The sequence below is a fragment of the Flagellimonas abyssi genome (genome assembly GCF_019457905.1).
In the GTDB taxonomy this organism is placed as follows: Bacteria; Bacteroidota; Bacteroidia; order Flavobacteriales; family Flavobacteriaceae; genus Flagellimonas; species Flagellimonas abyssi.
Window position 1 is genome coordinate 46,540 of sequence record NZ_JAHZSV010000003.1, and the last position, 25,877, is coordinate 72,416.

The window sequence follows — 25,877 nt, forward strand, 5'->3', positions numbered from 1 at the left end:
TCCTATAGAACAAGATATTTATGTTCCAAAAATTTATAGATAGACCCGTACTCTCCACGGTAATATCCGTTATCATAGTGATATTGGGTATCCTTGGTCTTACTACATTGCCCGTAGAACAATATCCAGAGATTGCTCCGCCTACCGTTCAGGTTACCGCCAACTATACCGGTGCGAACGCCGAAACGGTACTTAAGAGTGTGGTAATCCCGTTGGAAGAGCAAATAAATGGTGTAGAGGGCATGACCTACATGACCTCATCTGCCAGTAACGACGGTGCTGCCAACATCAGTGTGTTCTTTGAACTTGGTGTTGACCCGGATATTGCCGCGGTAAACGTGCAGAACCGTGTAGCAAGGGCCAATAGTTTATTGCCGCAAGAAGTGATCAATACCGGTGTTACCACCCAAAAAGCACAGAACAGTGCCTTGTTGTTCTTCTCCATTTTTTCTGAAAATGAGGATTATGATGCAACATTCGTAGAAAACTATGCCAAAATCAACTTGGTCCCCCAACTGCAAAGGATCAAAGGTGTAGGTAACGTTAACGTATTCGGTTCCAAGGATTATTCCATGCGTATTTGGATTTCTCCAGATAAGATGGCCGCCTATAACTTGGTACCGGCTGATATCCAAGCTGCTTTAAGGGAACAAAACACCGAAGCTGCTACGGGGAAAATCGGAGAAAATGCCGATGGTATTTTCGAATATGTGATGAAGTACAAAGGGCGATTGTCCGATGTCGCCGAGTATGAAAACATTATTCTTAGGACCACCGATGATGGCGGGTTCCTACGACTAAAGGATGTTGCCGAAATTGAGCTGGGCGCATTGAGCTACGTTAGAAAAAACTCTGGTATGGGAAACCCCGGTGTTGCCGTGGGGGTTTACCAAACCTCTGGTTCCAATGCAAAGGAAATCATCGATGAGATCGAGAACATCTTGGAATCTTCCAAAGCGGATTTTCCTTCTGGACTGGACTACGTAATCCCCTTTAACTCCAAAGATTTCTTGGATGCCTCGATAGATCACGTAGTCAAGACACTGATAGAGGCCTTTATTCTGGTGTTCATCGTGGTATTCCTGTTCTTACAGGATTTCAGGTCCACACTGATTCCGGCAATCGCGGTACCCGTGGCCATTATTGGTACGTTCTTTTTCCTGCAATTGTTCGGATATTCCATAAACATGCTTACACTTTTTGCCATGATATTGGCAATCGGTATTGTGGTGGATGATGCGATTGTTGTGGTAGAAGCGGTACACGCCAAATTGGAAGAAGGTGCCGATTCCGCCAAAACGGCGACAAAAAATGCGATGAGCGAGATTTCGGGTGCCATTATATCCATAACCTTGGTAATGTCCGCAGTGTTTATCCCTGTGTCCTTTATACAAGGTTCGTCGGGTGTATTCTACCAACAGTTCGGTATCACCTTGGCCGTGGCCATCTTGATCTCGGCTATCAACGCCTTGACCTTGAGCCCCGCATTGGCAGCGTTGTTCTTAAAGCCACATAACCACGAAAAAGGTAAAAAATCCAATTTATTGAACAGGTTTTTTAACGCCTTCAACGTTGGGTTCACGGCAATGACCAATAAATATACCAATTCCATAGGGACATTGGTGAAACGTAAATGGGTAACTCTTGCTCTTTTAGTGGGCTTTAGTATTTTGGCCATCTTCTTGTTTCGATCAACACCATCCGGTTTCGTTCCCGATGAAGACCGTGGAATGATTTTTGCCAACGTGAGCATGCCTCCGGGAACAACGATAGAAAAGACAGAGGAAACAATCATGAAACTGGATTCCATTTATGAATCCATGGACGTGATCGATGCACGGATGAGTGTTTCCGGTTTCAGTTTGTTGAACCGCGTGAGTGCAGGTTCGTATGCATTCTCCATTATGAAACTGAAAGATTGGAGCGAGAGGGATGCGGATTCACTGTCGGTAGGTGCCACCATGCAACGTTTGTACGCCACTACCGCAGGTTTCAATGATGCCCAAATCATCTATTTCACGCCTCCCAGTATTCAAGGTTTTGGTACAAGTTCCGGATTTGAGGTACAACTACAGAGCAAGACCGGTGAGGATTGGAACTCCATCAACGATGTAAAAAATCAGTTTTTGGGCGCCCTTAATGCTAGGCCCGAAGTGCAATATGCGATATCCCAGTTCGACCCCGGTTTCCCTCAGTTCGATTTGGACATCGATATGGAAAAAGTGAAAATGGCAGGGCTTACCGCGACCGATATTTTCAACGCGCTACAAGGCTATTTTGGTGGAATCTACGCTACAGATTTTAACAGGTTTGGTAAACAATATCGTGTAATGATACAGGCCAAACCGGAAGATAGAGCCAATGAAAATTCGTTGAACCACATTTTTGTGAGAAACGGTGATGGCGAATCCGTGGCCGTAAGCCAGTTCGTAGACCTGAAAAAAATATATGGCCCGGAAGTGGTACAGCGATTCAACCTATTGAGTTCTGTAAGCATTACTGGTGTTCCCAACCCAGGATATAGTACTGGTGATGCCATTACAGCGATTGAAGAAGTAGCTGCAGAGGTATTGCCGAATTCTTACACCTACGATTATTCCGGATTGACAAGGGAAGAGAGCAACGCCGGTGCACAAACCATCATCATTTTTATCTTGAGTTTGGTATTTGTTTACTTCCTATTAAGCGCGCAGTATGAAAGTTACATTTTGCCATTTTCGATATTGCTATCGTTGCCATTTGGTATAGCAGGAGCCATTCTTTTCATCAATCTGGCCGGGCTACAGAACAATATCTACTTCCAGATCGCATTGATCATGTTGATAGGTCTGTTGGCCAAAAACGCAATTTTGATCGTCGAATTTGCACTTCAGCGTAGAAAGGCCGGACTATCCCTGTTCGATGCCGCCGCAGATGGCGCGCGAGCAAGGCTCCGTCCTATTTTGATGACTTCCTTTGCATTTATTTTCGGTCTGTTGCCATTGGCACTTTCATCGGGAATCGGGGCCATCGGAAACCAATCCATTGGTGTGAGTGCCGTTGGGGGAATGCTAGTGGGTACCATTTTGGGTGTGTTCATCATACCAGTGCTCTTTGTGGTGTTCCAGGCACTTCAGGAAAAAATATCAGGTAAGCCGGAAGAACTTCAAAATGTAAACAATGCCTAATTATCCTTTGATCAAACAAAGTATATCAACCATGAAAATAAAATCCACATATAAACTGCTCTTGGTACTTTCGGCGCCACTTTTATTGCAATCATGCTTTGTGGCCAAGAATTATTCAAGACCGGAAATAGAGACCGAGAATCTCTACCGAACCGATAATCTGCCACAGGACAGCATTTCCATGGCCGATGTATCTTGGAGGGACCTGTTCAACGATGAACAATTAAAATCATATATAGAACAAGGTCTAGAAAACAACATTGATATTAGAATAGCGCTACAAAATGTAGTGGCGGCAGAAGCCTATGTAAAGCAAGGAAAGGCTGGATATTACCCTACCCTATCCGGAACGGCTAGCTTTACAAGGACCAAAAACTCCGAAAACAGTCAGTTTGGTAGTTTTTTCACACGTCCATTGGAACAATATGAATTGTCCGGTAGCCTTTCTTGGGAAGCGGATATTTGGGGTAAGATCAGGAGCAATAAAAGAGCCTTTAGCGCCTCCTATCTGCAGAGTGTATCGGCGCATCAAGCGGTTAAGACCAACTTGATAGCCAATATTGCCGCTACCTACTATCAATTATTGGCACTGGACAAACAATTGGAGGTTGCTAATCAAACCTTGGAAGCCAGAAAGAACAGTTTGGAGACCACTGTTGCCTTAAAAGATGCGGGACAGGTAACCGAAGTTGCCGTTAAGCAGACCGAGGCACAGGTACATACGACCGAAATAATTGTAATCGACCTTGAGAACAACATTAAGTTGCTCGAAAATGCCTTCAGTATATTACTGGGCGAGGCGCCGCAAAAAATTCAACGTGGTAAATTGGACGACCAATCCATCGAAACTGAGTTGAGCACAGGTGTTCCTTATTTGCTTCTTGCCAACCGCCCCGACGTAATGCAGGCAGAATATGGCCTAATCAACGCTTTTGAATTGACCAATGTGGCAAAGAGCAGTCTATATCCTTCCTTAAGCCTTTCCGCCACTGGCGGCTTTCAGAGTCTCGAATTTGATAATTGGTTAGATGCCAGTTCACTATTTTCGACTTTGGTCGGCTCGCTGACCCAGCCTATTTTCAATGGCAGACGATTAAGAACGCAAATGGAAGTAGCCAAGGCACAGCAGGAACAGGCACTGTTAAATTACAAACAAGCTTTGCTTACAGCGGGTAGAGAGGTCAGCGATGCCCTCTACACTTATGAAGCTGAGACCGAAAAATTGGAAGCTCGCTCCAAGGAACTCGATGCATACGCCACAGCAGAAGATTATTCCGAAGAACTGCTGAACAATGGTCTGGCCAATTATTTGGAAGTATTGACCGCACGTCAAAATGCATTGAACTCCGAGCTTAACTTGGTAGACTCACAATATTTACGATTGAGTGCCATTGTGGAACTGTACAGGGCCCTAGGAGGGGGCTGGAAATAAAATTTTTGCTCTGTGGGGGATAAAAAGAACATATTGGTCTATGCCATCAAGAACTTCACCAAGTTTGGAAGTAAGCGTTTCTCCATGGATGAATTGGCCTCAAACCTAGGTATTTCCAAAAAAACCTTATATAAGCATTTCAACAGTAAAGAAAAATTGGTAAAGGAAAGTCTTCAGTACTATTTGGGAAATATTAAGGCCAATGTGGACAATTACATACTTGAAAACCCTAATGAAGAAAAGCCACTTACCACAATAATTTTTATTTATAAACAAGGGTTGATCACTTTTCAGGAGATCAACCCTGCTTTTTTATACGGGCTCCATAAATACTATCCGGAGGCCTATGAAATATATTCCCAGTTAAAAAAAGATATTGTTTGGGATATTGTTTGCCCGCTATTACAAAAAGCACAACGATTGGGACAAGTAAGAAAAAATGTAAACGTCCAATTGGTCTGTACCCTTTTTTTGTCCCGGATGGAAGAGACCGTCTATTCAAAACCAAATTTATTTGACGAATACAGCATTCATGAATTGTTGGAGCATATTATTATCAACAATCTAAGAGGCATACTTACGTTGGAATATCTGCAAAAAAGCCCCCTTCAGTAGTCTTCAGACTGTCAAATCCTTAAATAACACTTCGGAATTTTAACATATTCGTTCTCAAATAGCTGATTTTTACGTTTTTAGCATTGATTTTAACAAGATCATCGTCTAATTTTAAATTCTTCTAAAAACTAAAAACCAATGGGAACTACAACTAGCATCAACAGACGTGATTGGATAAGAAAAAGTATGCTCACTGCCGGCGGTGCAATGGCGCTGCCGTATATTGGATTGGCAGAAACACCAAAAGCACCTTTGACCCTCGATGCAGAGGGCAACGCAATCTACAGTCCTTTCTTTAAAGAATATCTACCGAAACCGGAAGCTGCCTTTCCTGAATTGGCCGCTAAGCTCAATGCCAATGAGAATCCTTATGGGCCTTCTCCAATGGCCTTGGAGGCCTTTAAGAATTCTGCTTCGGGAGGTAACAGATATGCTTGGAAAGAATTGTTTCAACTTGTGGACAAGATTGCCGATTTTGAAGGAGTAGAGAGCAAAAACGTTATGATGGGCCCAGGCTCGTCCGACCTCTTGGAAAAAACGGCCATGGTTTTCTTTATGAACGGTGGCAACGTGGTTTCCGCAGATCCGGCCTATATGTCCCTTATTCGTGTGGCAGAGTCCGTAGGGGCCACTTGGAAACCAGTACCCTTGAAGGATGATTGGTCGCACGACCTTGATGCAATGGAAGCCGCCATTGATGATGACACCAAGTTGGTTTACATCTGTAACCCGAACAATCCTACCGGATCTATGACAGACCATGATAAATTGATCGATTTTTGTTCAAGAGTATCCGAAAAAGTACCCGTATTTGTTGATGAAGCTTATTTATGGTTCTTGGAAGACGGAGCCAAAAAGAGTATGGTATCCTTGGTAAGCGAAGGGAAAGATGTGATCATCGCCAGAACTTTCTCCAAAATACACGGTATGGCCGGTTTACGTGTGGGCTATGCTGTTGCCTTGGAAGAAACTCTCGCCAGAATACAAAAAATTACCCGTGGTGGTATGGGCATTTCACTTCCATCAGTTTACGCCGCTATGGCTGCGATGGATGATAACGCATTTATAGAGAAGTCCCGCAGTCTTAACGCTGAATGTAGGGAATATGTGTACAAGAGTTTAGATAATTTAGGCATCACCTCTTATGTTCCTTCTTCTACAAGTTTTATCATTTTCCCTATTGAAATGGAAGGACAAGCATTCTTGGAACAAATGACAGAGTTGAAGGTGGGTGTTCGTGCTTTCCAGTTTATGGACCAAAATTGGTGCCGTGTAAGTATGGGAACCATGGATGAAATGAAAACGTTTACCGCCGCACTCAATAAAGTGTTGGTATAGTGGATATAGGTATTCAAAAAACTATTGTATTTCTTTTTTTCATCTTAATTGGAGTACTGCTTAAAGTCAAGTTCAAATCCAAAGAGGAAATTTCTGGAATAAAAAAAATAATTCTGAACCTTGCCCTTCCAGCGACCATTTTTATTGCGTTGTTGGGGGTTAAGGTCGAGTTACATTTATTAATATTGCCTTTATTGGCCCTTGGGCTCAACCTATTGTTGTTTTTTTCCATGCCTGTTATTTTGCCCCTTATGGGCATTGGAAAAGGAACCTCGGAGTACAGGACCGCCAAACTATTGGTGCCCTCTTTGGCACCTGGATTGTCGTCTTTCCCCTTTATTTTGGAGTTTCTCGGCGAAGAATATTTGGCCAAGGCAGCTATGTCCGACCTTGGAAATAAGGTTTTTGTACTCTTTTTTCTCTACTTAGTGGCCATGAATTGGCATTACGGTCTTCAATTAGATAAAAAGAAGAATGGAGGAACCAAATTGAAGCCATTGATCAAAGCAATGGTCTCGGAACCTGTAAATGTATTCATCGCGGCAGCACTTGTTTTACTTGCTTTTGGACTACATATGGATTCCCTTCCCTTCTTTTTGAGCGAAACCCTTGAAAAATTAAGCTTGATCATGACGCCGTTGGTATTACTCTTTATAGGTCTTGCCGTAAAAATCAAAAGAAAACAGTTCTTCCAGATTTTTTGCTTGCTCTGTACACGTGCAGGCTTGGTACTGTTGATTTCAGCGATATTCGTAACGGTAGCCGGAATAGAAGCCCGGAATGAAATATTGTTGACCATGGCCTTTGGACTTAGTGCCTGTAGTTTTTGGCCCTATGCCCACATCGCCGCCGTGGATAGCATGGAAATGGACAAAAAGTCGAAAAGAAGGACATTTAGTGGCGATTTTGGAGTGGCAATTCTAGCATTGTCGTTCCCACTTTCAACAATGCTCATATTGGCAACCTTGAACAGTGGGTCATTCTTTGTCAATCCCGTCAATATTTTTATGGTCGCCGTTGCTCTTTTAGGGATTGGTTTTATAATTCCCCTGTGCAGTGGTATCAGTAAAAAAAAGTGGTCGGAGCAAAAATTGATCGACCATGAAATAAGTTCGGCTGCCACAGAAAAAGCTGCTTAGTCATTTTAGCATATTTTTCTTTCTAATTCCCTATTTTTAAGAAAACCAGGAAATTATGAGACAACTGTTCATCACTGTTCTTTCCATTCTTTTAATTGGGACCCTATCAGCTCAGCAATCCAACGTAAAAGTCGACCAAGACCGTCTTGAAAAGAGAATTTTCGACCTTGCAGAATTTGGGATTCAACCAAATGGCGAAACGGAGCGTGTTGCTTTTAGCGATGCTGATATAGAGGCTAGAAATTGGGTGATCAAGACGCTAAAAGATTTTGGAATGGCGGTGATGGTAGACCCGGCTGGAAACATTATTGGGACGAGAAACGGGAAAAACCCTTCTTTAAAACCAATTGCCTTTGGTTCCCATATCGACAGGGTACCGAACGGAGGAAATTATGATGGCTGTGTGGGCTCAATGGCCGCTTTGGAAGTTATCGAAACTTTGAACGAAAATAATATTACCACCAACCACCCTCTTGAGGTCATCATTTTTCCGAATGAAGAGGGCGGTGTTATGGGAAGCAGGGCCATGGCGGGCAATTTGGGAAAATCCGCACTTGGGGTGGTCAACTCCACCGGTTATTCCATGGGCGAAGGCATTATGCGTATGGGTGGAGATACCACAAAACTGAACGAGGCCAAGCGAGAAAAGGGTAGCTTGGCGGCCTTCTTGGAACTTCATATTGAACAAGGGGGCAAACTCGAAAAAGAAGGCTTGGACATTGGGGTAGTAGAAGGTATTGTAGGCCTCAATTGGTGGGATGTGGTCTTTACAGGTTCTGCCAATCACGCAGGCACCACACCAATGAACGCTAGACAGGATGCACTCTTGGCAGCTGCCAAATATATTGTGGCGGTAAACGAGATCACCAATAGCTTCGAGGGAACTCAAGTAGGTACAGTAGGACGAATCAAAGCGGAGCCTGGAGCACCCAATGTAATACCGGGAAAGGTGACTGCCAGTCTTGAAATCCGTGACCTCTCTTTGGAAGTGATTCAAAAAGTATATCAGGCCATCAAGAAAAAAACCGAGGAAATAGCCGAAGCTTCCAAGGTTACCGTTGCGTTTTTACCGTTGGACACCACAGCAGAACCGGCCCTAACGGATACCGGTATTCAAAAAGAAATAGCGTCATCCGCCAAGTCTTTAGGATTGACTTATCAATACATGCCCAGTGGTGCCGGCCATGATGCACAGGATATATCCAGATTTGCTCCCGCTGGGATGATTTTTGTTCCCAGCAAGAGAGGTATCAGTCATTCTCCAAAAGAATTTACATCCGCAAAAGATATGGCCAACGGAGCCAATGTGCTCTTGCACTCGATTTTGTCTTTGGATAAGAAATTGGATTAATCTTACTTTACAATTGTTGAGATTATTTTTCTAGTGGCATTCGCAATCAAACCAATGCTCAACCAGTAGGTGCTCAAAATCAATGGCCCTGAGAGGTAAAAAGGAGTCTTGAATTTCGCAATCGCCAATAAGGTGTCCGAAAACATAAAAAATAGTACGGCCATAGCCAAAAGAGCATGTGCGTTGTTCCTTTTCCTCATATACAGGCCCACTCCTTGCCATGCCATAAAAGTGATTATCAACACATAAATGGAAACAGGTAGCAACAAGTCACCTAAATCCGGTCTTAACCAATAGAACAGAACTCCGGCTATACCGAAAAGAACTAGAAAAGCAATCCAATTCTTATAAAACCCCATATATTGTACAAATGATATGGAGAAAAGAATATGCGCCAATAGAAAAGCTCCTAGCCCAAATAAAAAATATGCATCAAACAGCAACAGTACATCACCCAACAAACAGAACACCAAACCAACGATAACCAATCTTCCAAATGTAACATGACCATTCTTTGGAGCAAAAAATGGTACGGCAATCACGAAAATCGTGGTCAATGGTTTGAAGAACGTGAAAAGCTCTCTCTCATTGGAAAGTCCAAAATAAATGGCCAAACATGCAGAAACCAATATAAAGATATTGATGAGCCACGTTGTTTTATTTGTTTCGGCTACCATTCCTTAAAAGGTTTTATACTTAATTGGGAATTATAATATTGTACTTGCCCCGTGACCTCTTGGCCCAGCCAATCCGGTCTTTCAAAACGTTCATCCTCATGTGTGAGCTCCACTTCTGCCAAAAGAAGTCCTTTGTTCTCTCCCAAAAACTCGTCCACCTCAAACATATGCTTCCCCAAAGGCACTTCAAAACGGACTTTTTCGAGTATACCGGCTTCACACAGGTCGATAAGATTAGCTGCCTCCGCAACCGAGATTTCGGTCTCCCACTCAAACCGCGTCGTACCCGATTCGTTGCTGGCGCCTTTTACGGTCAAAAAGCCCCTTTCTCCCTTAATCCTGACCCTAACGGTCCTTTCGGGGTCCGTGTTCAGGAATCCCTGTACAATTCGGGTCTGTGATATGGCCTGCTGTTTGAAGGCCTCCGTTTTTACCAAAAACTTTCGTTCTATTTCCAAATGTTCCATCAAACTAAATATACCCTAAATTTGAAAATGGACTTTGATTTTCCCTTAAGAAAAATAATTCATGTGGACATGGATGCCTTTTATGCGTCCGTAGAACAGCATGATAACCCGGAATTAAAAGGGAAGCCCATTGCCGTTGGTGGTGGTTCCAAGCGGGGGGTGGTATCCGCTGCAAGCTATGAAGCACGAAAATTTGGTGTACGAAGTGCCATGGCAGGCAGTATTGCTGCTAGAAATTGTCCCGAGCTCATATTCGTAAAACCCCGTTTTGACCGTTATAAAGAGGTTTCAAAGCAGATTAGAAGTATATTTTTTGAATATACCGATTTGGTAGAGCCCCTTTCCTTGGACGAAGCCTACCTGGATGTGACGGAAAACAAAAAAGGAAATCCATCGGCCACACTGATCGCAAAAGAAATACGTCAAAAAATATTTGAAAAAACCGGGTTGACGGCCTCGGCAGGAATTTCCATAAACAAGTTTATCGCCAAAGTGGCCAGCGATTACAACAAACCCAACGGACAGAAAACCGTAAACCCCGAAGAGGTAATCGAGTTTTTGGAAAACCTGGACATTCGGAAGTTTTATGGCGTGGGAAAGGTGACCGCGGAAAAAATGTACCGCTTGGGAATTTTCACGGGCAAGGACCTTAAAGAAAAGTCAGCGGATTTCCTTGATCAGCATTTTGGGAAAAGTGGCGGTCATTATTTTAATGTGGTAAGGGGAATCCATCTAAGTGCCGTAAAGCCACATCGTATTCCGAAATCCGTTGGGGCGGAACGGACCTTTTTTGAAAATCTGAGCAGTGAAATCTTTATGCTGGAAAAATTGGATAACATTGCAAGCGAACTGGAAAGAAGGCTCCAAAAATCAAAAATTGCCGGGAAAACGGTCACTTTGAAAATCAAGTACAGCGATTTTACCCTACAGACCCGGAGCAAGACGCTCCCCTATTTTATTGCCAGTAAGGATTTGATATTGGAAACCGCCAAGGAGCTTTTATACCAATCTACTTTGGAAAATTCGGTTCGATTGCTGGGTATTTCCTTGGCCAACCTCAACACGGAAAAAGAAAAAGAACAGCCCAAAAAGGAATCGGTGCTCGTTCAGCTCAAATTTGATTTTTAAAAGAAAAGCCCCCCTTTCGGGAGGCTATCGCATTTAATTCTTGATATCCGTTTCCGTAGATTTTACCGCGGGTTTTTTAGGGTTTCCATCGGCATCGATTTCCACAATATTGTCAAACCCAAGGGCATCCAATTTATCGATGATCTCTGCACGATCCCCTACCATAAACCAGTTTACTTTTTCGGGCTGCACCACATCATTGCTCACTTTTCTAATATCATCCACAGAAAGGTTTCTTACGTTCTGATCATATTTTTGATAGTAATCATCTGGTAGATCATACCGAATCAAACTTCTTACCGAACTGTTTACCGAACTATTGGTTTCCCATTGTCCGGGAAGCTTCAGTACCTGATTGGTCTTTACCTTTTCCAACTCTTCGCTGGTTGCAGGCCTTGTTGAGGTAAATTCGGATATTTCCTTTCTAATTTCGGTCACGGATTCTGCTGTTTTATCGGTCTGAACCGGTGCATAAACAATGAACGGACGTTCTTCTTTAGATCCCAGTACAAAACCGCCAGCTCCGTAGGACCAGTGTTTGTCTTCCCTCAAATTCATATTGATTCTGGAAGTAAAATCTCCTCCAAGGATATTCACCATCTGCTCCATTGCAATTTCATTTACCCCACCGTACTTTTCGGTCAAGTGTCCGGCCAATATCACCGATTGTTGGGATTCTGGTCGGTTCATTAAATAAAGCGTGTTCTTGGAACCGGTTTTGGGCTCGTTGAAAGCAATGGTAGGAACATCACCTTTCTTCCATTTGCCCAATGTCTTTTCCAATTTGGATTTCAATTCGCTCATTTCCACATCCCCTGTTACTATCAATGTGGAATTGTTCGGCTTGAACCATGTGTCATAAAAATCGACCACATCTTCCCTTGTCAATTCGGAAACTGTATCCTCATATCCAGTACCCGTGTATGGGCTGCTATAAGGATGGTCCTCGCCATAAAGATATTTGTTCATCACCCGCAAGGCCATGGTGATTGGCTGCGATTTCTCCTGTTTTATATTGTTGATTTGCTCCTTTTGTAATCGTTCAAACTCCTTTTGAGGAAATACCGGGTTGAGCAAAACGTCCATGAACAAATCCAGACTGGCATCCAAACTTGGCTTTAGGGTACTCATATATAAATTGGACTCATCTTGGCTGGAGAAAGTACTCAAAGAGGCTCCCAAGAGCTGTAATTGCTCGTTTATTTCCAAAGAGGTCTTGTCCTTTGTTCCCTCGTCCATTAGATTCATGGCCAAATTTGCCGTTCCGGGACTGGACAAATAATCCGTTTTATACCCGGCATCTGCCACTAGGTTGATGATTACCGTTGGAACGCCCTTCCGTTGAGCTAACACCACATTGAGCCCATTGGATAGTTCCATACGTTGTAATTCTGGGAATTTTGAACTTTTTGGAGCCCCAAGCTCTGGCAATTTGCTTCTATCCACCGAAGATTCTACGACATCATATTCGGGAAAGGGTCGGCAGATCAAAACATGTTTGCCTTTTGTCAGCCATTTTTCTGCGGTCTTTCTAAGGTTTTCGGCCGTGGCATCTTCAACATACTTTAATTGTGTTTTGTAGTACGATGCATCACCATGGTAGGTTTGGTTAGAGGCAAGAATATCCGAGACCCCTCCGAATCCACCGATTCGCTCCAAACCTTTGATAAAGTTGGCAAAATAATTGGCTTTTACCCTTTTCAGTTCTTCTTCGGTAGGTCCCTCTTTGATAAACCTCTCTATTTCGGCCTCGAGTTCTCCTTCCAATTTTGCCGCATCTTCTCCTTGTTTTACATCGAGCCAAGTGATAAATTGACTAGCTATTTCACTTGAAGATTGAAAAGAGACCGCGGCACTGGCCGATTGGTCTTGATAGATAAATTTTTGATACAACCTTGAGTTTTTTCCACTGGTCAAAATGGCAGAAATCAAATCAAAATGTAGGTCTTCCCTTGATCCAAATGGAGGTGTGTTCCAAGCGAACAATACTCTGGTCTCCGGAACACGGTCTTGGTATTCTTGACGCGAATCATAAATTTTATTAGGTATGTTCACCTCTTGTCTTTCCACTGTGGGTCCAGCAGGGATATCTCCAAAGTATTTAATCACTTTTTGATGCACTTCTTCGGCATCAATGTCCCCTGCGACGGCGACCACCGCATTGGCAGCGCCATAATAGGATTTGAACCACTCTTGCACGTCTTCCAACGAAGCGGCGTTCAAATCTTCCATTTCTCCGATTACGGTCCAGGAATAGGGGTGCCCTTTCGGATACATGGCCTTGGTCAAATAATCCCATTGCATACCATAAGGTTGGTTTTCGCCTTGCCTTTTTTCATTTTGAACAACCCCACGTTGTTCATCCAGTTTTTCTTGGTCGATCGCTCCCAACAAGTGCCCCATACGGTCAGATTCCAAAAACAAAACTTGGTCCAAGGCGGAAACAGGCACATTTTGGAAGTAGTTGGTTCGGTCCGTGTTGGTTGTTCCGTTCAAATCGGTACCCCCGATGCTCTCCAATGCTTGAAAATAATCGGTGTTGTAGTTCTCACTTCCGTTGAACATCAAATGTTCGAACAAATGGGCGAAGCCGCTTTTTCCAGGTTTTTCATTTTTGGACCCTACGTGGTACCAAACGTTCACCGCGGCAATTGGTGCTTTGTGATCTTCATGGACCAAAAGCGTGAGTCCATTTTTTAAAGTGTAGGTTTTGTAATCGATGTCGATGTCATCCGCTTTGAACTGAAATCCTTGTCCAAAACCCATGGAACAGGACAAAAGGCCCACAATAGAGGCCAGAAGTAATTTTTTCATTTCTGTTGTTTTTAGTTATTTGATCGATAAATTTGATACACAAGATAGGAAAATGTTTACAATGAACACTATGCTAGACTGTTAGCATTTATCTTAAAAACTATAGAATGTAATATTTGTTTGTTTAAACCAGAATAATAGTTGATAGTTGGGGCTTGGTTTACATATTTTCTTTATTAATTTGTAGAACCATCGACCACCATTAACTACATTTTTACTCATTTATGCAACGAAATGAATTGCACGAGCACATTATATCTTCAGCGGGAGATCTTTTCTATTCGCAGGGATATAATTCTACTGGGGTCAACGAGATCATTACCAAATGTGACATAGCAAAAGCTACGCTATATAGTCATTTTAAATCCAAAGAAGATATTTGTGTAGCTTATCTTAATCGGCGACACAGTACGTTTATTAAGAATCTTAAAGGTTATGTTAACGATAGACCAAAAGGAAAAAATCAGCTTTTGGCCATTTTTGACCTGTTGCGGGATATGTACCTTGAGGAAAATTTCCAAGGTTGTTGGGGTCTCAAGACCCTTGGCGAGCTTTCTCCTGACCAAACTACCATTCTTAGTGTAATTCAACAGCAGAAGAAAGAATTGCTCCTATATTTGGGCGAGGTGGTTGGCGATAACATTTCCAATTTGTCCAAAGCAGAAACGGAAAAAATTTCGGGCGGACTATACCTTTTGTATGAAAGTGCAGTTACTGAGAGTCATCTGTTCAAAAACGACTGGCCTATTTTTATAGCCAAAAGTATAGCTCCATCTCTTTTTATGGACGCAGAGCTGATATAAAAAAGCCCCTCCAAAATGAGGGGCTTTTTTAACAAGGGATTCACCTAGATTAAGCTTTAACTCCTTCCAATGGTTGTGCCTCAGGGAAATCTACAGGAACTTTTGTTGTTCTATGGATATAGTTTGTGATCGTTTTATCCCCTACTAAAACTATGGTGTCGATCAAATTTTCCTTGGTCCACCCAGCGGCAAAAAAATCAGCCACAACTTGCTCGTCTGTTGCGCCCCTATTTTCGGTAATATTCTTGGCCAAACTCGCTAAAGCATCCAATTTTTCATTAAAAGAAGCCTTCCCAGCCCTTAATTCCAGGATTTGCTCATCTGTAAAGCCGTTCATTTTAGCAATGGCGGTGTGGGCGGATAAACAGTAAATACAGTTGTTAACTTGACTTACGGCCAAATTGACCGCTTCTTTTTCCTTGGCCTTCAATGAGGTTTTCGCATTGGAAAGGCTTAGATAATTACCCAATGCATTTTCTGAGTGTGCATACGTGGCGAAAAGATTTGGAACAAACCCCAGTGTTTTTTCCAGATTGTCAAAAATGGCCTGATTGACCGTGCTTACTTCTTCTCTTTTGGGTACATTGATTGTGCTCATAATTGAATTTTTAATATGAATAATTGATTAATACGTCTGTATAAAGGGTTGTTCTGCATCACAATAGAAATCGTGATGATACTTTTGCTCACAGTGTTCCGCAACCGTAGCTGTTTTTACTTCGGTTTTCTGTGATGTTCTAAAAATCTCAATGAGATTAAAAATTGATCTTTCTGTGGATTTCATCTTTTATCTGTTTTTTTTATTACAGGGCAAAGATGCTCCGAAAAAGAGGGTGGGTGTTAGGAAGGATTTCCCGATGGCTTGACCAATTTTCCCTTAGGCCATCAAAAAGAGGTTTTCACGGTATTCTGATGGGCTCATTTGTGTCATCTTCTTAAAAAAACGGCTAAAATGCGTGGGGTCGGTGAACCCAAGCTCAAACGCAATTTCCTGATTTTGTTTATCGGTAAAATTGATGAGTCGTTTGGCCTCCAATGCGATTCGTTCCAGAATAATTTGTTGTGGCGACTTCTGATTGTAAATGGCAAAAAGATTGGATAGTGTTTTGGGAGATTTGTGCAACAATTCAGCATAATCGCTCACCTTTCTCTTGGTTTTGAAGTTTAGGTCCACTAAAACATTGAATTTTCGGATGGTTTCGACTTGATCGTTCCCCAATGCTTTGACCATGAGCTGTTCTTTTGCCAATCGCGTGCTCATTATAATCATTCTTTTTAGTAGCATTTGAAGCATATCGCCCTGAATATTGTCGGGTGTTGAAAACTCTTCGATGAAAATATCGTGCAGCAAATTAAACTTGTTCAACTGTTCTTTTGGAATAGTGATGATAGGGATATCCTGTGTTCCAAAAAACAAAATCCCATTACAGGAAACCTCGCTGTCATGATCGAATATACAGTAAAACTCCCTATTGAAAAGTATGGCTGTAAGGGGCAATTGCATTTTGGAATAGGAAACGTGTTGTAAATATGTAACGGTAATAATCTGATTGGGCAAAAGTTCCAAATCCATTCCATCTATTTGAACCGTCAGGGGGCAATCGTTCCGGTTCCATAAAAATTTAATGGTTTTTGAGGTTGTGGAGAATCGTTCCTCATCATTTTTGATATCATCCGAAAATCCTAAAATGGCTCCTAACTTGGAATCCTTGTATTCGTATCTCATTGGGAAGATTGTTCCGTTACAGAACGATTAGTCCTTCTATTTCATTCATACTTACAGCCCAAAAGAATTAAAATCAAACAAAAAAGCGCGCATCTTTGGATGCGCGCTTTCTATAAATCTGTTTTTTTATTTTAAAAATTACAGCTTTCTATCTCTGTTACCCTCAAGGTGTTCACCATACCTTTTTCTTTAATGGGCATGGCCGCCAAACTTACGAGCATATCGCCTACTTCCAAGAAACCTTTTTTACATGCTATCTGGTTTACATCCTCGATGGTCTGGTCAGTGGAGACAAACTTGTCGTAGTAAAATGCTTTTACTCCCCATAAAAGGTTCAATTGGGTCAATATTCTTTTGTTCGATGTAAACACAAGGATATGTGCGGCTGGTCTCCAAGCGGAAATCTGGAAAGCCGTGTATCCACTATTGGTCAATGTGGAAATAGCTTTTGCCGAGATTTCGTTTGCCATTAACGCGGCATGGTAACAAACGGATTTGGTAATATATCTTTTGGTACGTATGTGCGGTGGGGTTTGCGGTACCTTGATCAAACTGGAACTCTCGACACTTGAAACAATACTTGCCATTTTCTCGATAACCTGTACCGGATAGTTCCCAACAGATGTTTCTCCCGAGAGCATTACGGCATCGGCCCCGTCCATTACGGAGTTGGCAACGTCGTTCACCTCGGCACGGGTAGGGGTTAAACTGGTAATCATGGTCTCCATCATCTGGGTAGCGATGATTACAGGAATTCTTCCCTTTTTGGCGCTCAACACCAATTGTTTCTGAACCAATGGGACCTCTTGCGCTGGAATTTCCACCCCAAGGTCGCCACGGGCCACCATAAGTCCATCGGAAGCTTTTACGATCTCATCGATGTTCTCCAGTGCTTCAGGTTTCTCAATCTTTGAAATCACGGGAATTTTGTGCTCTGTGTGCTGTTTTATCAAATCATGAAGATCGTATAGGTCCTGTGCATGACGCACAAATGACAATGCTATCCAATCAACATCTTGTCCAATCGCAAAAATGGCATCTTTGATATCCTTTTTTGTAAGGGCGGGGAGTGAGATGTTGGTATTGGGAAGGTTTACCCCTTTTTTGGATTTAAGCGGTCCTCCTTGTATCACCTTGGCCACTACCTCGTTATCCCCATTAGTGGATTTCACTTCAAAAATAAGCTTGCCATCGTCCAAAAGAATACGTTCCCCCGCTTTAACATCTTTGGGGAAGCTCTTGTAGTTCATGTAGACCCTTTCGGCGGTGCCCTCAAACGGTTCTCCCGTTACAAAGGTAACCTCATCACCTGGAGCAACTACGGCTTCACCGCCCATTACCCCAACTCTTAGTTTGGGGCCTTGTAGGTCGGCAAGTATGGCTATATTGACTTCCAATTCCTCATTAAGCTCCCTTATCATTTTAATTCGCTCGGCAACATCTTCGTAGGCGGCGTGGGAAAAGTTTATTCTAAAAACATCTACTCCTGCATGGATCATTTCCCTTAGGGTCTCCTTTGTACTGGTGGCAGGTCCTAGGGTTGCTACAATTTTAGTCTTCTTTATAGTTGGCATTTTTAAAAGATTAAATTTCTTTTTGATTTTAAATTCTGTGTATCCAAAGGATATGCTGTTATCACTTTGGCTATGGTGTTGATCGATTTGATCTTTTTGAGAAACAACGCTTCATCTATCGTATCTACCTTTAAAAAATAATCTACTTCTTTTCGTTCTTTCACCAAATAGTCTGTTCTTCGGGAAATATTGTTATCAAATAACCCCACTGAAGGCATTTCTTCCTCAACTTCGCACTTGTTGGAAATCAGCGTCCAATACATCTCGCTCATCTCATCGTCCCAATCAAACACCGAAAAAGACATTTTTCCATCTAATTGAAGGTCTTTTTTCATCCGTTTTAGATACAGTCCACAACTGGAATTTATGGCATAGGTGATGGCATAATCTTCCAAATTACTGTGAATGGCGATGAGCGAAAAGCTTTCATCGTACAAGTCCGCCGATATCTTATGCGTCGTTAATATGCCCATAACACGAACCGTAAATATAGGCTTAATCCTATTGAATGCCTAGTCTATACAAAACAATACACTTATAAATCAAGCGAAAACGTTTGAGTTTACCATTATTTAAAGTTACTTGTTATCTATCCTACTTTGCAGTGCAAAATAGGCTCTCTTGGATGCCTTTTCTTCAGCTTTTTTCTTGGATGTGGCCCTTGCCTTGGCGAGCATTCTATCTCCTATGGTCAGCTTTACCGCAAAGTGTTTGAGCTCATCGTTTCCGGTGTCCTCGTAAACATTGTAATTAAAGTGTTTCTTTTCTTTTTGGCACCATTCTATCACCAAGCTTTTATAGCTTATTACCTTGCCCTCCAACTGTTCTATATCGACGTAGGGCTCAATTACCCTCTCGTTGATGAATTTTTCGCAGTAATTGTACCCTCTATCCAAATAAATAGCTCCCACGAGTGCCTCGAAAACATTTCCATGTATATTGTCACCAAAATGGGCCTTGGGAATCCTGCTCTCAACATATTTGAGCAGACCGAGGTCCTTTCCCAATTCGTTCAGGTGCTTTCGGCTGACGACCTTGGAACGCATTTTAGTCAGGTACCCCTCGTCCCCTTCGGGCACTTCGTTGTACAGATGTTTTGAAATAATGGTACCCAGCATGGAGTCTCCCAGAAATTCCAATCGCTCGTAGTTCACCGGATTGCCCTCATCGTCCTTTTTGTTCATGGAACGATGAAGAAAGGCTGTTTTGTAGATTTCAAGACTCTTGGGCTTAAATCCAAGTATTCTTTTCATTCCCAAAAAAAAATCCCCATCCGAGCTTGGATGGGAATTGAATATTTTGGAAGTAAGTTTCATGTTACAAAACTACCCTATTTTTTTGAATAGTACGCAAGCGTTGTGTCCCCCAAAGCCAAATGTATTGCTCATGGCAACTTTCACTTCACGTTCTTGTGCCTTGTTCAAGGTCAAGTTAAGCGAAGGGTCTATTTGCTCGTCCACCACACTATGGTTAATAGTTGGAGGCACCAAACTATGTTCCATGGCCAGTATTGATGCGATGGCCTCGATTGCTCCGGCCGCTCCCAACAAGTGTCCTGTCATGGACTTGGTAGAATTGATGTTGATGTCCTTGGCATGATCCCCGAACACTTTGGAAATAGCTTTAAGCTCGGCCACGTCCCCAAGTGGTGTAGAGGTTCCATGCGTATTGATGGCATCAACGTCCTCTGGTTTCAATCCTGCGTTCTCCAAGCAGTTTTCCATCACTTTTATCACTCCGATGCCTTCTGGATGAGGAGCGGTCATGTGGTGGGCGTCACTTGACAATCCCCCGCCCAAAACTTCGGCATATATTTTAGCGCCACGAGCTTTGGCGTGCTCATACTCTTCAAGTATCAGTGCTCCTCCACCTTCTCCCAGTACAAACCCGTCGCGCGTGGCATCGAATGGTCTGGAAGCGGTCTCTGGACTGTCGTTTCTGGTGGAAAGTGCATGCATGGCATTAAACCCTCCCATACCTGCAATGGTAACGGCAGCTTCACTACCACCGGTCACGATGACATCGCAATGGCCCAACCTTATATAGTTGAGCGCATCGATCATGGCATTTGCCGATGATGCACAAGCAGAAACCGTAGTATAGTTAGGCCCCATAAATCCATGTTTTATGGAAATGTTGCCCGGTGCTATATCAGCAATCATTTTAGGTATAAAGAAAGGATTGAATCGTGGTGTACCATCGCCATTGGCATAATTGATCACCTCATTTTGAAAAGTTTCCAGTCCACCAATTCCGGCCCCCCATACAACACCTACCCTAAACTTGTCCACAACGTTCAAGTCTATTCCAGAGTCTGCTATGGCTTCGTCGGAAGAGACTAAGGCATACTGGGCGAACCTATCCAACTTTCTGGCCTCTTTTCTATCAAAGAAGTCGTTTGGATCGTATCCTTTAAGCTCGCAAGCAAACTTTGTCTTAAATTTTTCGGTATCGAAATACGTAATGGGGGCAGAACCGCTCTTACCAGTCCGTAGTCCTTCCCAATAAGCTTCTAAATTGTTACCTATGGGGGTCAATGCTCCCATTCCGGTAACTACAACTCGCTTTAACTGCATTGAACTATTTTTTTTACCCTTTAGACCTAAATTATAAAAAAAATTATCCATGCGATAACCACCACATGGATAATTTTAAATCTTTAGCGATATATCATATAATTACTTAGCTTCTTCGATGTAGCTAATGGCCTGACCAACAGTGGCGATGTTCTCTGCTTGGTCATCTGGTATTTGGATATCAAATTCTTTCTCAAACTCCATGATAAGTTCAACAGTGTCCAAGGAATCCGCTCCTAAGTCGTTGGTAAAGCTAGCTTCAGCTACAACTTCATTCTCATCTACACCTAGTTTATCAACGATGATAGCCTTTACTCTTGATGCAATGTCTGACATAATTATTGTGGTTTTAAAAATTTAAATCGTTGGCAAAAATATAAAACTTTGGATTAAATACACTATTTGTCGATAAAATGTGCTTTAAATTAATCGTCTTTAATTACTGTACCTTACTTTAGCCGACGTAATTTAGTCCAAAAACCTATCAATTCCTAACGAATGAAACGAATTGTAATCTTCGCTTCGGGCAGTGGGTCCAATGCAGAAAATATTATATCATTTTTTCGTGAAAAACCCGAGGTAGCCGTTGCTGCTGTGCTTACCAACAAACAAACGGCAACAGTTCTTGACCGCTGCGAAAGGTTGAATGTACCTGCATTTTATTTTAATAATACTGCCTTTAGGGATTCGGATGCGGTTGTACATCTTTTGCAGGGACTCAACATAGATTTAATTGTACTTGCCGGCTTTCTTTGGAAGATTCCCTCCAACCTCATCGAAGCATTTCCGGATAAAATCATCAATATTCACCCCGCCCTGTTGCCCAAATACGGAGGAAAGGGAATGTACGGGGACAGGGTCCATCAAGCCGTAAAAGAAAACAAGGAATCCGAAACGGGCATCACCATACATTATGTAAACGAAAATTATGATGAGGGAGCCATCATCTTTCAAGCTAAAACCGATGTTGTTCCTTCAGATGATGCAAGTTCCATTGCCCAAAAAGTACATCTGCTCGAATATGAACATTTCCCGAAAGTAATAGAAAAACTATTGTCCTAATGGCCAAAAAGAAAAAGTTTTATGTCGTGTGGCAGGGCAAACATCCCGGCATTTTTGAGTCTTGGAAAGATTGTAAAGCTCAGATTGAGGGGTATAAAGGCGCCCAGTACAAATCCTTCGCCACTTTTGAAGAGGCCAAAAAAGCCTATAATGGCAACTACATGGACTACAAAGGGAAATCCAAGGGCAAAAGTGAACTTACTCCAGAAGAACTTCTAAAAATTGGAGACCCCAATTATAATTCCATTGCCGTGGATGCGGCATCGAGCGGAAATCCTGGCAGAATGGAGTATCGTGGTGTGGACACCAAAACCAAAAAGATGCTATTTCATCAAGGTCCTTTTGAACAGGGAACAAGCAACGTAGGGGAATTTCTGGCCCTAGTGCATGGACTGGCTTTTTTACAACAGAAAAAGAGCGATCGTATTTTGTATTCCGATTCCCGTATCGCCATTGGTTGGGTACGGAAGAAAAAATGCGGTACCAAACTGGTGAAGAATGCAAAAAATGCCCAGTTGTTCGAACTTATCGAGCGCGCGGAGAACTGGTTGAAAAAGAACCGTTTCAATACCCCGATCGTAAAGTGGGAGACCAAGGCATGGGGCGAAATCCCTGCCGATTTTGGCAGAAAATAAACCTTTGCACGAACAAAGCACCCATTATTTGATAATTGGAACATCCATACCGTATATTTGCACCAAAAATTAGGGAATGGGCAAATTACTGATCGTGGGAACCATGGCTTTTGATGCCATTGAAACACCGTTCGGGAAAACTGGAAGAATATTGGGGGGCGCCGGGACCTTTATCGGTCTGGCAGCGTCACAGTTTAGAATAGACTCCGCAATAGTATCCGTAGTGGGAGATGATTTTCCACAATCTTACATGGATATCTTAAAAAACAAGAACATAGACCTTTCGGGTGTTGAAGTTGTAAAAGGGGGCAAAACCTTCTTTTGGGAAGGAAAGTACCATAACGACCTCAATTCCAGGGATACTTTAGCCACCGAGCTAAACACTTTGGCAGATTTTAACCCCGTTGTCCCAAAGGATTATACCGATGCCGATATCGTAATGCTCGGTAACCTTCATCCTAATATCCAACTGAGTGTAATTAATCAGATGGAAAAACGACCAAAGCTTATAGTTTTGGATACCATGAACTTTTGGATGGACAATACCTGGGATGAATTGATGACAGTGATTTCCAAAATCGATGTCATTACCATAAATGATGAAGAAGCCCGTCAGATGACCAACGAATATTCCTTGGTCAAGGCCGCCGCAAAGATTCAGCAAATGGGCCCCAAATATGTGGTCATAAAAAAAGGAGAGCACGGCGCACTTTTGTTCCATAAGGACAATATTTTCTTTGCGCCTGCACTTCCACTGGAAGAAGTATTTGACCCTACCGGTGCCGGAGACACCTTTGCAGGTGGCTTTACCGGGTATTTGACCGAGTCGGAAAACATTTCTTTTGAAAGCATGAAAAATGCCATTATCCATGGGTCCAACCTGGCATCGTTCTGTGTGGAAAAATTTGGCACGGACCGGATGGTCGATTTAAAAAAGAGTGAGGTCGAGGCCCGCTTGTTACAATTTAGAGAGTTGACGCAGTTCAATATAGAATTAACATAATGTTTGCCCTGAAAGTTTCGGGGCTTTTTTATTTGTATTGTTATGAGTGATCCCATTAAGCACGAATGCGGAATATCGTTGATCCGTTTGCTTAAACCCCTGGAGTACTACAAAGAAAAGTACGGTACGGCTTTTTACGGCGTAAACAAGATGTACCTAATGATGGAGAAGCAGCACAACCGAGGACAAGATGGTGCCGGTTTTGCAAGTATAAAAATGGACATGCAGCCCGGTGAGCGCTACATGAGCCGTGTAAGGTCGGCAGAACAGCAACCCATTCAGGATATTTTCGCCCAGATCAACAACCGTATCAATACGGCATTGACCGAAAACCCGGAACGCGAGAACGATGTTGACTGGCAAAAAAAGAACATACCTTATATTGGCGAACTTTTAATGGGGCATGTTCGCTATGGCACCTTCGGAAAAAACAGTATTGAGAGCGTACATCCATTTTTGAGACAGAACAACTGGATGCACCGTAACCTTATTGTTGCCGGTAACTTTAACATGACGAATGTTGATGAGCTCTTCAGCAACTTGGTGGAACTGGGACAGCACCCCAAGGAAAAGGCCGACACCGTTACCGTAATGGAAAAAATCGGTCACTTTTTGGATGATGCCGTAGCCAAGCTTTACAAGCAGATCAAAAAAGAAGGATATACGAAAAGGGAAGCCTCCGCATTGATCGCCGAGCGCTTGAACGTGGCCAAAATTTTGAGAAAAGCTTCAAAAAATTGGGACGGTGGATACGCTATGAGTGGATTGATCGGACACGGAGATGCATTTGTGATGCGTGATCCTGCTGGTATTCGGCCCGCTTATTACTATCAAGATGATGAAGTAGTGGTCGTAGCGTCGGAGCGTCCGGTAATCCAGACCGTTTTCAATGTTAATTTTGATGATGTACACGAACTGGACCCCGGACATGCCGTAATCGTGAAGAAGAGCGGTTCCATGGCCTTAAAGAAAATCTTGGAGCCGACCGAACGCAAAGCTTGTTCTTTTGAGCGCATTTATTTCTCACGAGGCAGTGACAAGGAAATCTATCAGGAAAGAAAAAAACTGGGGAAACTTGTGTTCCCCGAAATATTGAAGTCCATTGACAACGATTTGGAGAACACCGTTTTCTCCTATATCCCCAACACAGCGGAGACATCGTTCTTTGGAATGGTGAAAGAGGCCCAGAATTACCTCAACAAGAAAAAAGAGGAACAAATTTTGGCATTGGGCTCCAAGATGACGGCCGAAGAGCTTCATAACATATTGAATATTCGTCCGCGTATTGAAAAAGTGGCCATAAAAGATGCCAAACTGCGAACTTTTATCACCCAAGACAGTAGTAGGGATGATTTGGTGACCCACGTTTATGATATTTCGTATGGCTCCGTAAAGCCAACGGACAATCTGGTGATCATTGATGATAGTATTGTTCGCGGAACTACACTAAAGCGAAGCATTCTAAAAATACTGGACAGGTTATCTCCCAAGAAAATAGTTGTAGTCTCCTCTGCTCCACAAATTCGATATCCGGACTGTTACGGGATCGATATGGCCCGATTGGAGGATTTTGTAGCGTTTAGGGCAGCGCTTGCGCTCCATGAAGAGCACGGCACTTCGCATAAAATAAAGGAGATTTATGAAAAGTGTCTCACACAGACCAATCCTTCCAATAAAAATGCGGTGAACTATGTGCAGGAGTTTTATGCCCCGTTCAGCGCTAAACAGATTTCACGTAAAATTGGCGAAATCTTAAGTCCGGAAGGCATCAATGCAGAAGTTGAGATCATATATCAAACTATTGAAGGTCTCCACAGTGCCTGCCCCAAAAATCTAGGGGATTGGTATTTCACTGGAAACTATCCAACACCAGGCGGCAACAGGGTGGTAAACAAAGCATTCGTCAACTTTTTTGAGGGTAAAAAGGAAAGAGCATATTAGGACTTAACAAGATAAAAGAGCACATTACCGTGCACTTTATCGATGAAACTAGCAGAATAGCGGGTTTTTATACGATCAGCTGTCCGCAATCCTACTTTAGTATCTGCCATAGCATAAGTAGGTTAAGTTCATGGTAAGATTTGGGGCAAAAAAGGTGGAAGCTATTCCACCTTTTTTATTTTCTGCACACCCGTAAACCTTTCGAAATTCCCTTAGTTTTCTTGACATTTATCAATAATCGGGTCTAGTTGAACACTTCAACCCATATAAAGGAGTTTCATCTAAAAGCTTGGGCAAGAAAACATCGCTTGGCTTACTTTTGGAAGACCATAGCATAAGTAGGTTAAGTTCATGGTAAGATTTGGGGAAAGAAGCCGGAGCATGCTCCGGCTTCTTTATGTTTGACTACCAAGGTTTTATCCATTTCAT

At 42.6% G+C, this 25,877-nt stretch carries 23 protein-coding genes; 12 read left to right on the plus strand and 11 right to left on the minus strand.

Going from position 1 to position 25,877, the window contains the following annotated elements; translation table 11 throughout:
• The first annotated feature begins 20 nt into the window (after positions 1-20).
• From K1F36_RS02905 to K1F36_RS02930, 6 genes are all read left to right on the plus strand, one after another.
• Positions 21-3,167 carry an efflux RND transporter permease subunit gene (locus K1F36_RS02905; protein ID WP_220112481.1) on the plus strand — a complete coding sequence of 1,049 codons (3,147 nt, stop codon included), beginning with the start codon at positions 21-23 and terminating at the stop codon, positions 3,165-3,167.
• Between the two features lie 31 nt (positions 3,168-3,198).
• Positions 3,199-4,599, plus strand: coding sequence for an efflux transporter outer membrane subunit (locus K1F36_RS02910; RefSeq protein ID WP_220112482.1), 1,401 nt, complete (start codon positions 3,199-3,201; stop codon positions 4,597-4,599).
• 12 nt (positions 4,600-4,611) lie between these two features.
• Positions 4,612-5,214: a TetR/AcrR family transcriptional regulator gene (locus K1F36_RS02915; RefSeq protein WP_220112483.1), complete on the plus strand. Its 603-nt coding sequence runs from the start codon at positions 4,612-4,614 to the stop codon at positions 5,212-5,214.
• Between the two features lie 138 nt (positions 5,215-5,352).
• Positions 5,353-6,552: a pyridoxal phosphate-dependent aminotransferase gene (locus K1F36_RS02920; RefSeq protein ID WP_220112484.1), complete on the plus strand. Its 1,200-nt coding sequence runs from the start codon at positions 5,353-5,355 to the stop codon at positions 6,550-6,552.
• A complete protein-coding gene (locus K1F36_RS02925; protein WP_220112485.1) occupies positions 6,552-7,691 on the plus strand; it encodes an AEC family transporter in 1,140 nt (379 codons plus the stop codon). Before K1F36_RS02920 ends, K1F36_RS02925 begins: the two co-directional genes overlap by 1 nt.
• Before the next feature lie 55 nt (positions 7,692-7,746).
• Positions 7,747-9,042, plus strand: coding sequence for a Zn-dependent hydrolase (locus K1F36_RS02930; protein WP_220112486.1), 1,296 nt, complete (start codon positions 7,747-7,749; stop codon positions 9,040-9,042).
• A 2-nt stretch (positions 9,043-9,044) separates the two neighbouring features.
• On the opposite strand, the gene K1F36_RS02935 is transcribed toward K1F36_RS02930, so the two are convergent.
• Together K1F36_RS02935 and K1F36_RS02940 are read right to left on the minus strand one after the other, a co-directional pair.
• Positions 9,045-9,719, minus strand: a complete 675-nt coding sequence (locus K1F36_RS02935) for a lysoplasmalogenase (RefSeq protein WP_220112487.1) — start codon at positions 9,717-9,719, stop codon at positions 9,045-9,047.
• Positions 9,713-10,186, minus strand: a complete 474-nt coding sequence (locus K1F36_RS02940; RefSeq protein WP_220112488.1) for a CYTH domain-containing protein — start codon at positions 10,184-10,186, stop codon at positions 9,713-9,715. The genes K1F36_RS02935 and K1F36_RS02940 overlap by 7 nt, the downstream gene beginning before the upstream one ends.
• Before the next feature lie 27 nt (positions 10,187-10,213).
• Here K1F36_RS02940 and dinB point away from each other — a divergent pair, with 27 nt between their 5' ends.
• Entirely contained in the window at positions 10,214-11,314 is a 1,101-nt protein-coding gene (dinB, locus tag K1F36_RS02945; protein WP_220112489.1) for a DNA polymerase IV, read from the plus strand.
• A 33-nt stretch (positions 11,315-11,347) separates the two neighbouring features.
• Here dinB and K1F36_RS02950 read toward each other — a convergent pair whose 3' ends face one another.
• Positions 11,348-14,128: a M16 family metallopeptidase gene (locus K1F36_RS02950; protein ID WP_220112490.1), complete on the minus strand. Its 2,781-nt coding sequence runs from the start codon at positions 14,126-14,128 to the stop codon at positions 11,348-11,350.
• Positions 14,129-14,352: 224 nt separating this feature from the next.
• On the opposite strand from K1F36_RS02950, the gene K1F36_RS02955 reads away from it, so the two are divergent.
• Positions 14,353-14,931, plus strand: a complete 579-nt coding sequence (locus tag K1F36_RS02955; protein WP_220112491.1) for a TetR/AcrR family transcriptional regulator — start codon at positions 14,353-14,355, stop codon at positions 14,929-14,931.
• Between the two features lie 49 nt (positions 14,932-14,980).
• Here the strand turns inward: K1F36_RS02955 and K1F36_RS02960 are convergent, their stop codons facing one another.
• The 8 genes from K1F36_RS02960 to K1F36_RS02995 all read right to left on the minus strand — a co-directional run bounded on the left by K1F36_RS02960 (position 14,981) and on the right by K1F36_RS02995 (position 21,143).
• Positions 14,981-15,529 (minus strand): carboxymuconolactone decarboxylase family protein, encoded by a 549-nt coding sequence (locus tag K1F36_RS02960; protein ID WP_220112492.1) that lies wholly within the window; start codon positions 15,527-15,529, stop codon positions 14,981-14,983.
• 27 nt (positions 15,530-15,556) lie between these two features.
• Positions 15,557-15,715, minus strand: a complete 159-nt coding sequence (locus K1F36_RS02965) for a hypothetical protein (protein WP_207030922.1) — start codon at positions 15,713-15,715, stop codon at positions 15,557-15,559.
• 93 nt (positions 15,716-15,808) lie between these two features.
• Positions 15,809-16,657 (minus strand): helix-turn-helix domain-containing protein, encoded by an 849-nt coding sequence (locus K1F36_RS02970; protein ID WP_220112493.1) that lies wholly within the window; start codon positions 16,655-16,657, stop codon positions 15,809-15,811.
• A 131-nt stretch (positions 16,658-16,788) separates the two neighbouring features.
• Positions 16,789-18,231: a pyruvate kinase gene (pyk, locus tag K1F36_RS02975; protein ID WP_220112494.1), complete on the minus strand. Its 1,443-nt coding sequence runs from the start codon at positions 18,229-18,231 to the stop codon at positions 16,789-16,791.
• 2 nt (positions 18,232-18,233) lie between these two features.
• A complete protein-coding gene (locus K1F36_RS02980; RefSeq protein WP_220112495.1) occupies positions 18,234-18,704 on the minus strand; it encodes an IPExxxVDY family protein in 471 nt (156 codons plus the stop codon).
• A gap of 105 nt (positions 18,705-18,809) precedes the next feature.
• The gene (gene rnc, locus K1F36_RS02985) at positions 18,810-19,547 is read right to left on the minus strand and encodes a ribonuclease III (protein ID WP_220112496.1); all 738 of its coding nucleotides are present in this window, start codon (positions 19,545-19,547) and stop codon (positions 18,810-18,812) included.
• 9 nt (positions 19,548-19,556) lie between these two features.
• Positions 19,557-20,807 (minus strand): beta-ketoacyl-ACP synthase II, encoded by a 1,251-nt coding sequence (fabF, locus tag K1F36_RS02990; RefSeq protein ID WP_220112497.1) that lies wholly within the window; start codon positions 20,805-20,807, stop codon positions 19,557-19,559.
• Between the two features lie 102 nt (positions 20,808-20,909).
• Positions 20,910-21,143, minus strand: a complete 234-nt coding sequence (locus tag K1F36_RS02995) for an acyl carrier protein (RefSeq protein WP_009778413.1) — start codon at positions 21,141-21,143, stop codon at positions 20,910-20,912.
• Between the two features lie 162 nt (positions 21,144-21,305).
• Here K1F36_RS02995 and purN point away from each other — a divergent pair, with 162 nt between their 5' ends.
• The 4 genes from purN to K1F36_RS03015 all read left to right on the plus strand — a co-directional run bounded on the left by purN (position 21,306) and on the right by K1F36_RS03015 (position 25,448).
• Positions 21,306-21,869 (plus strand): phosphoribosylglycinamide formyltransferase, encoded by a 564-nt coding sequence (gene purN / locus K1F36_RS03000; protein ID WP_220112498.1) that lies wholly within the window; start codon positions 21,306-21,308, stop codon positions 21,867-21,869.
• Entirely contained in the window at positions 21,869-22,504 is a 636-nt protein-coding gene (locus tag K1F36_RS03005; protein WP_220112499.1) for a ribonuclease H1 domain-containing protein, read from the plus strand. The genes purN and K1F36_RS03005 overlap by 1 nt, the downstream gene beginning before the upstream one ends.
• Positions 22,505-22,580: 76 nt before the next feature.
• Entirely contained in the window at positions 22,581-23,507 is a 927-nt protein-coding gene (locus K1F36_RS03010) for a PfkB family carbohydrate kinase (protein ID WP_220112500.1), read from the plus strand.
• Positions 23,508-23,549: 42 nt separating this feature from the next.
• Positions 23,550-25,448, plus strand: coding sequence for an amidophosphoribosyltransferase (locus K1F36_RS03015; protein WP_220112501.1), 1,899 nt, complete (start codon positions 23,550-23,552; stop codon positions 25,446-25,448).
• The last annotated feature ends 429 nt before the right edge of the window (positions 25,449-25,877 follow it).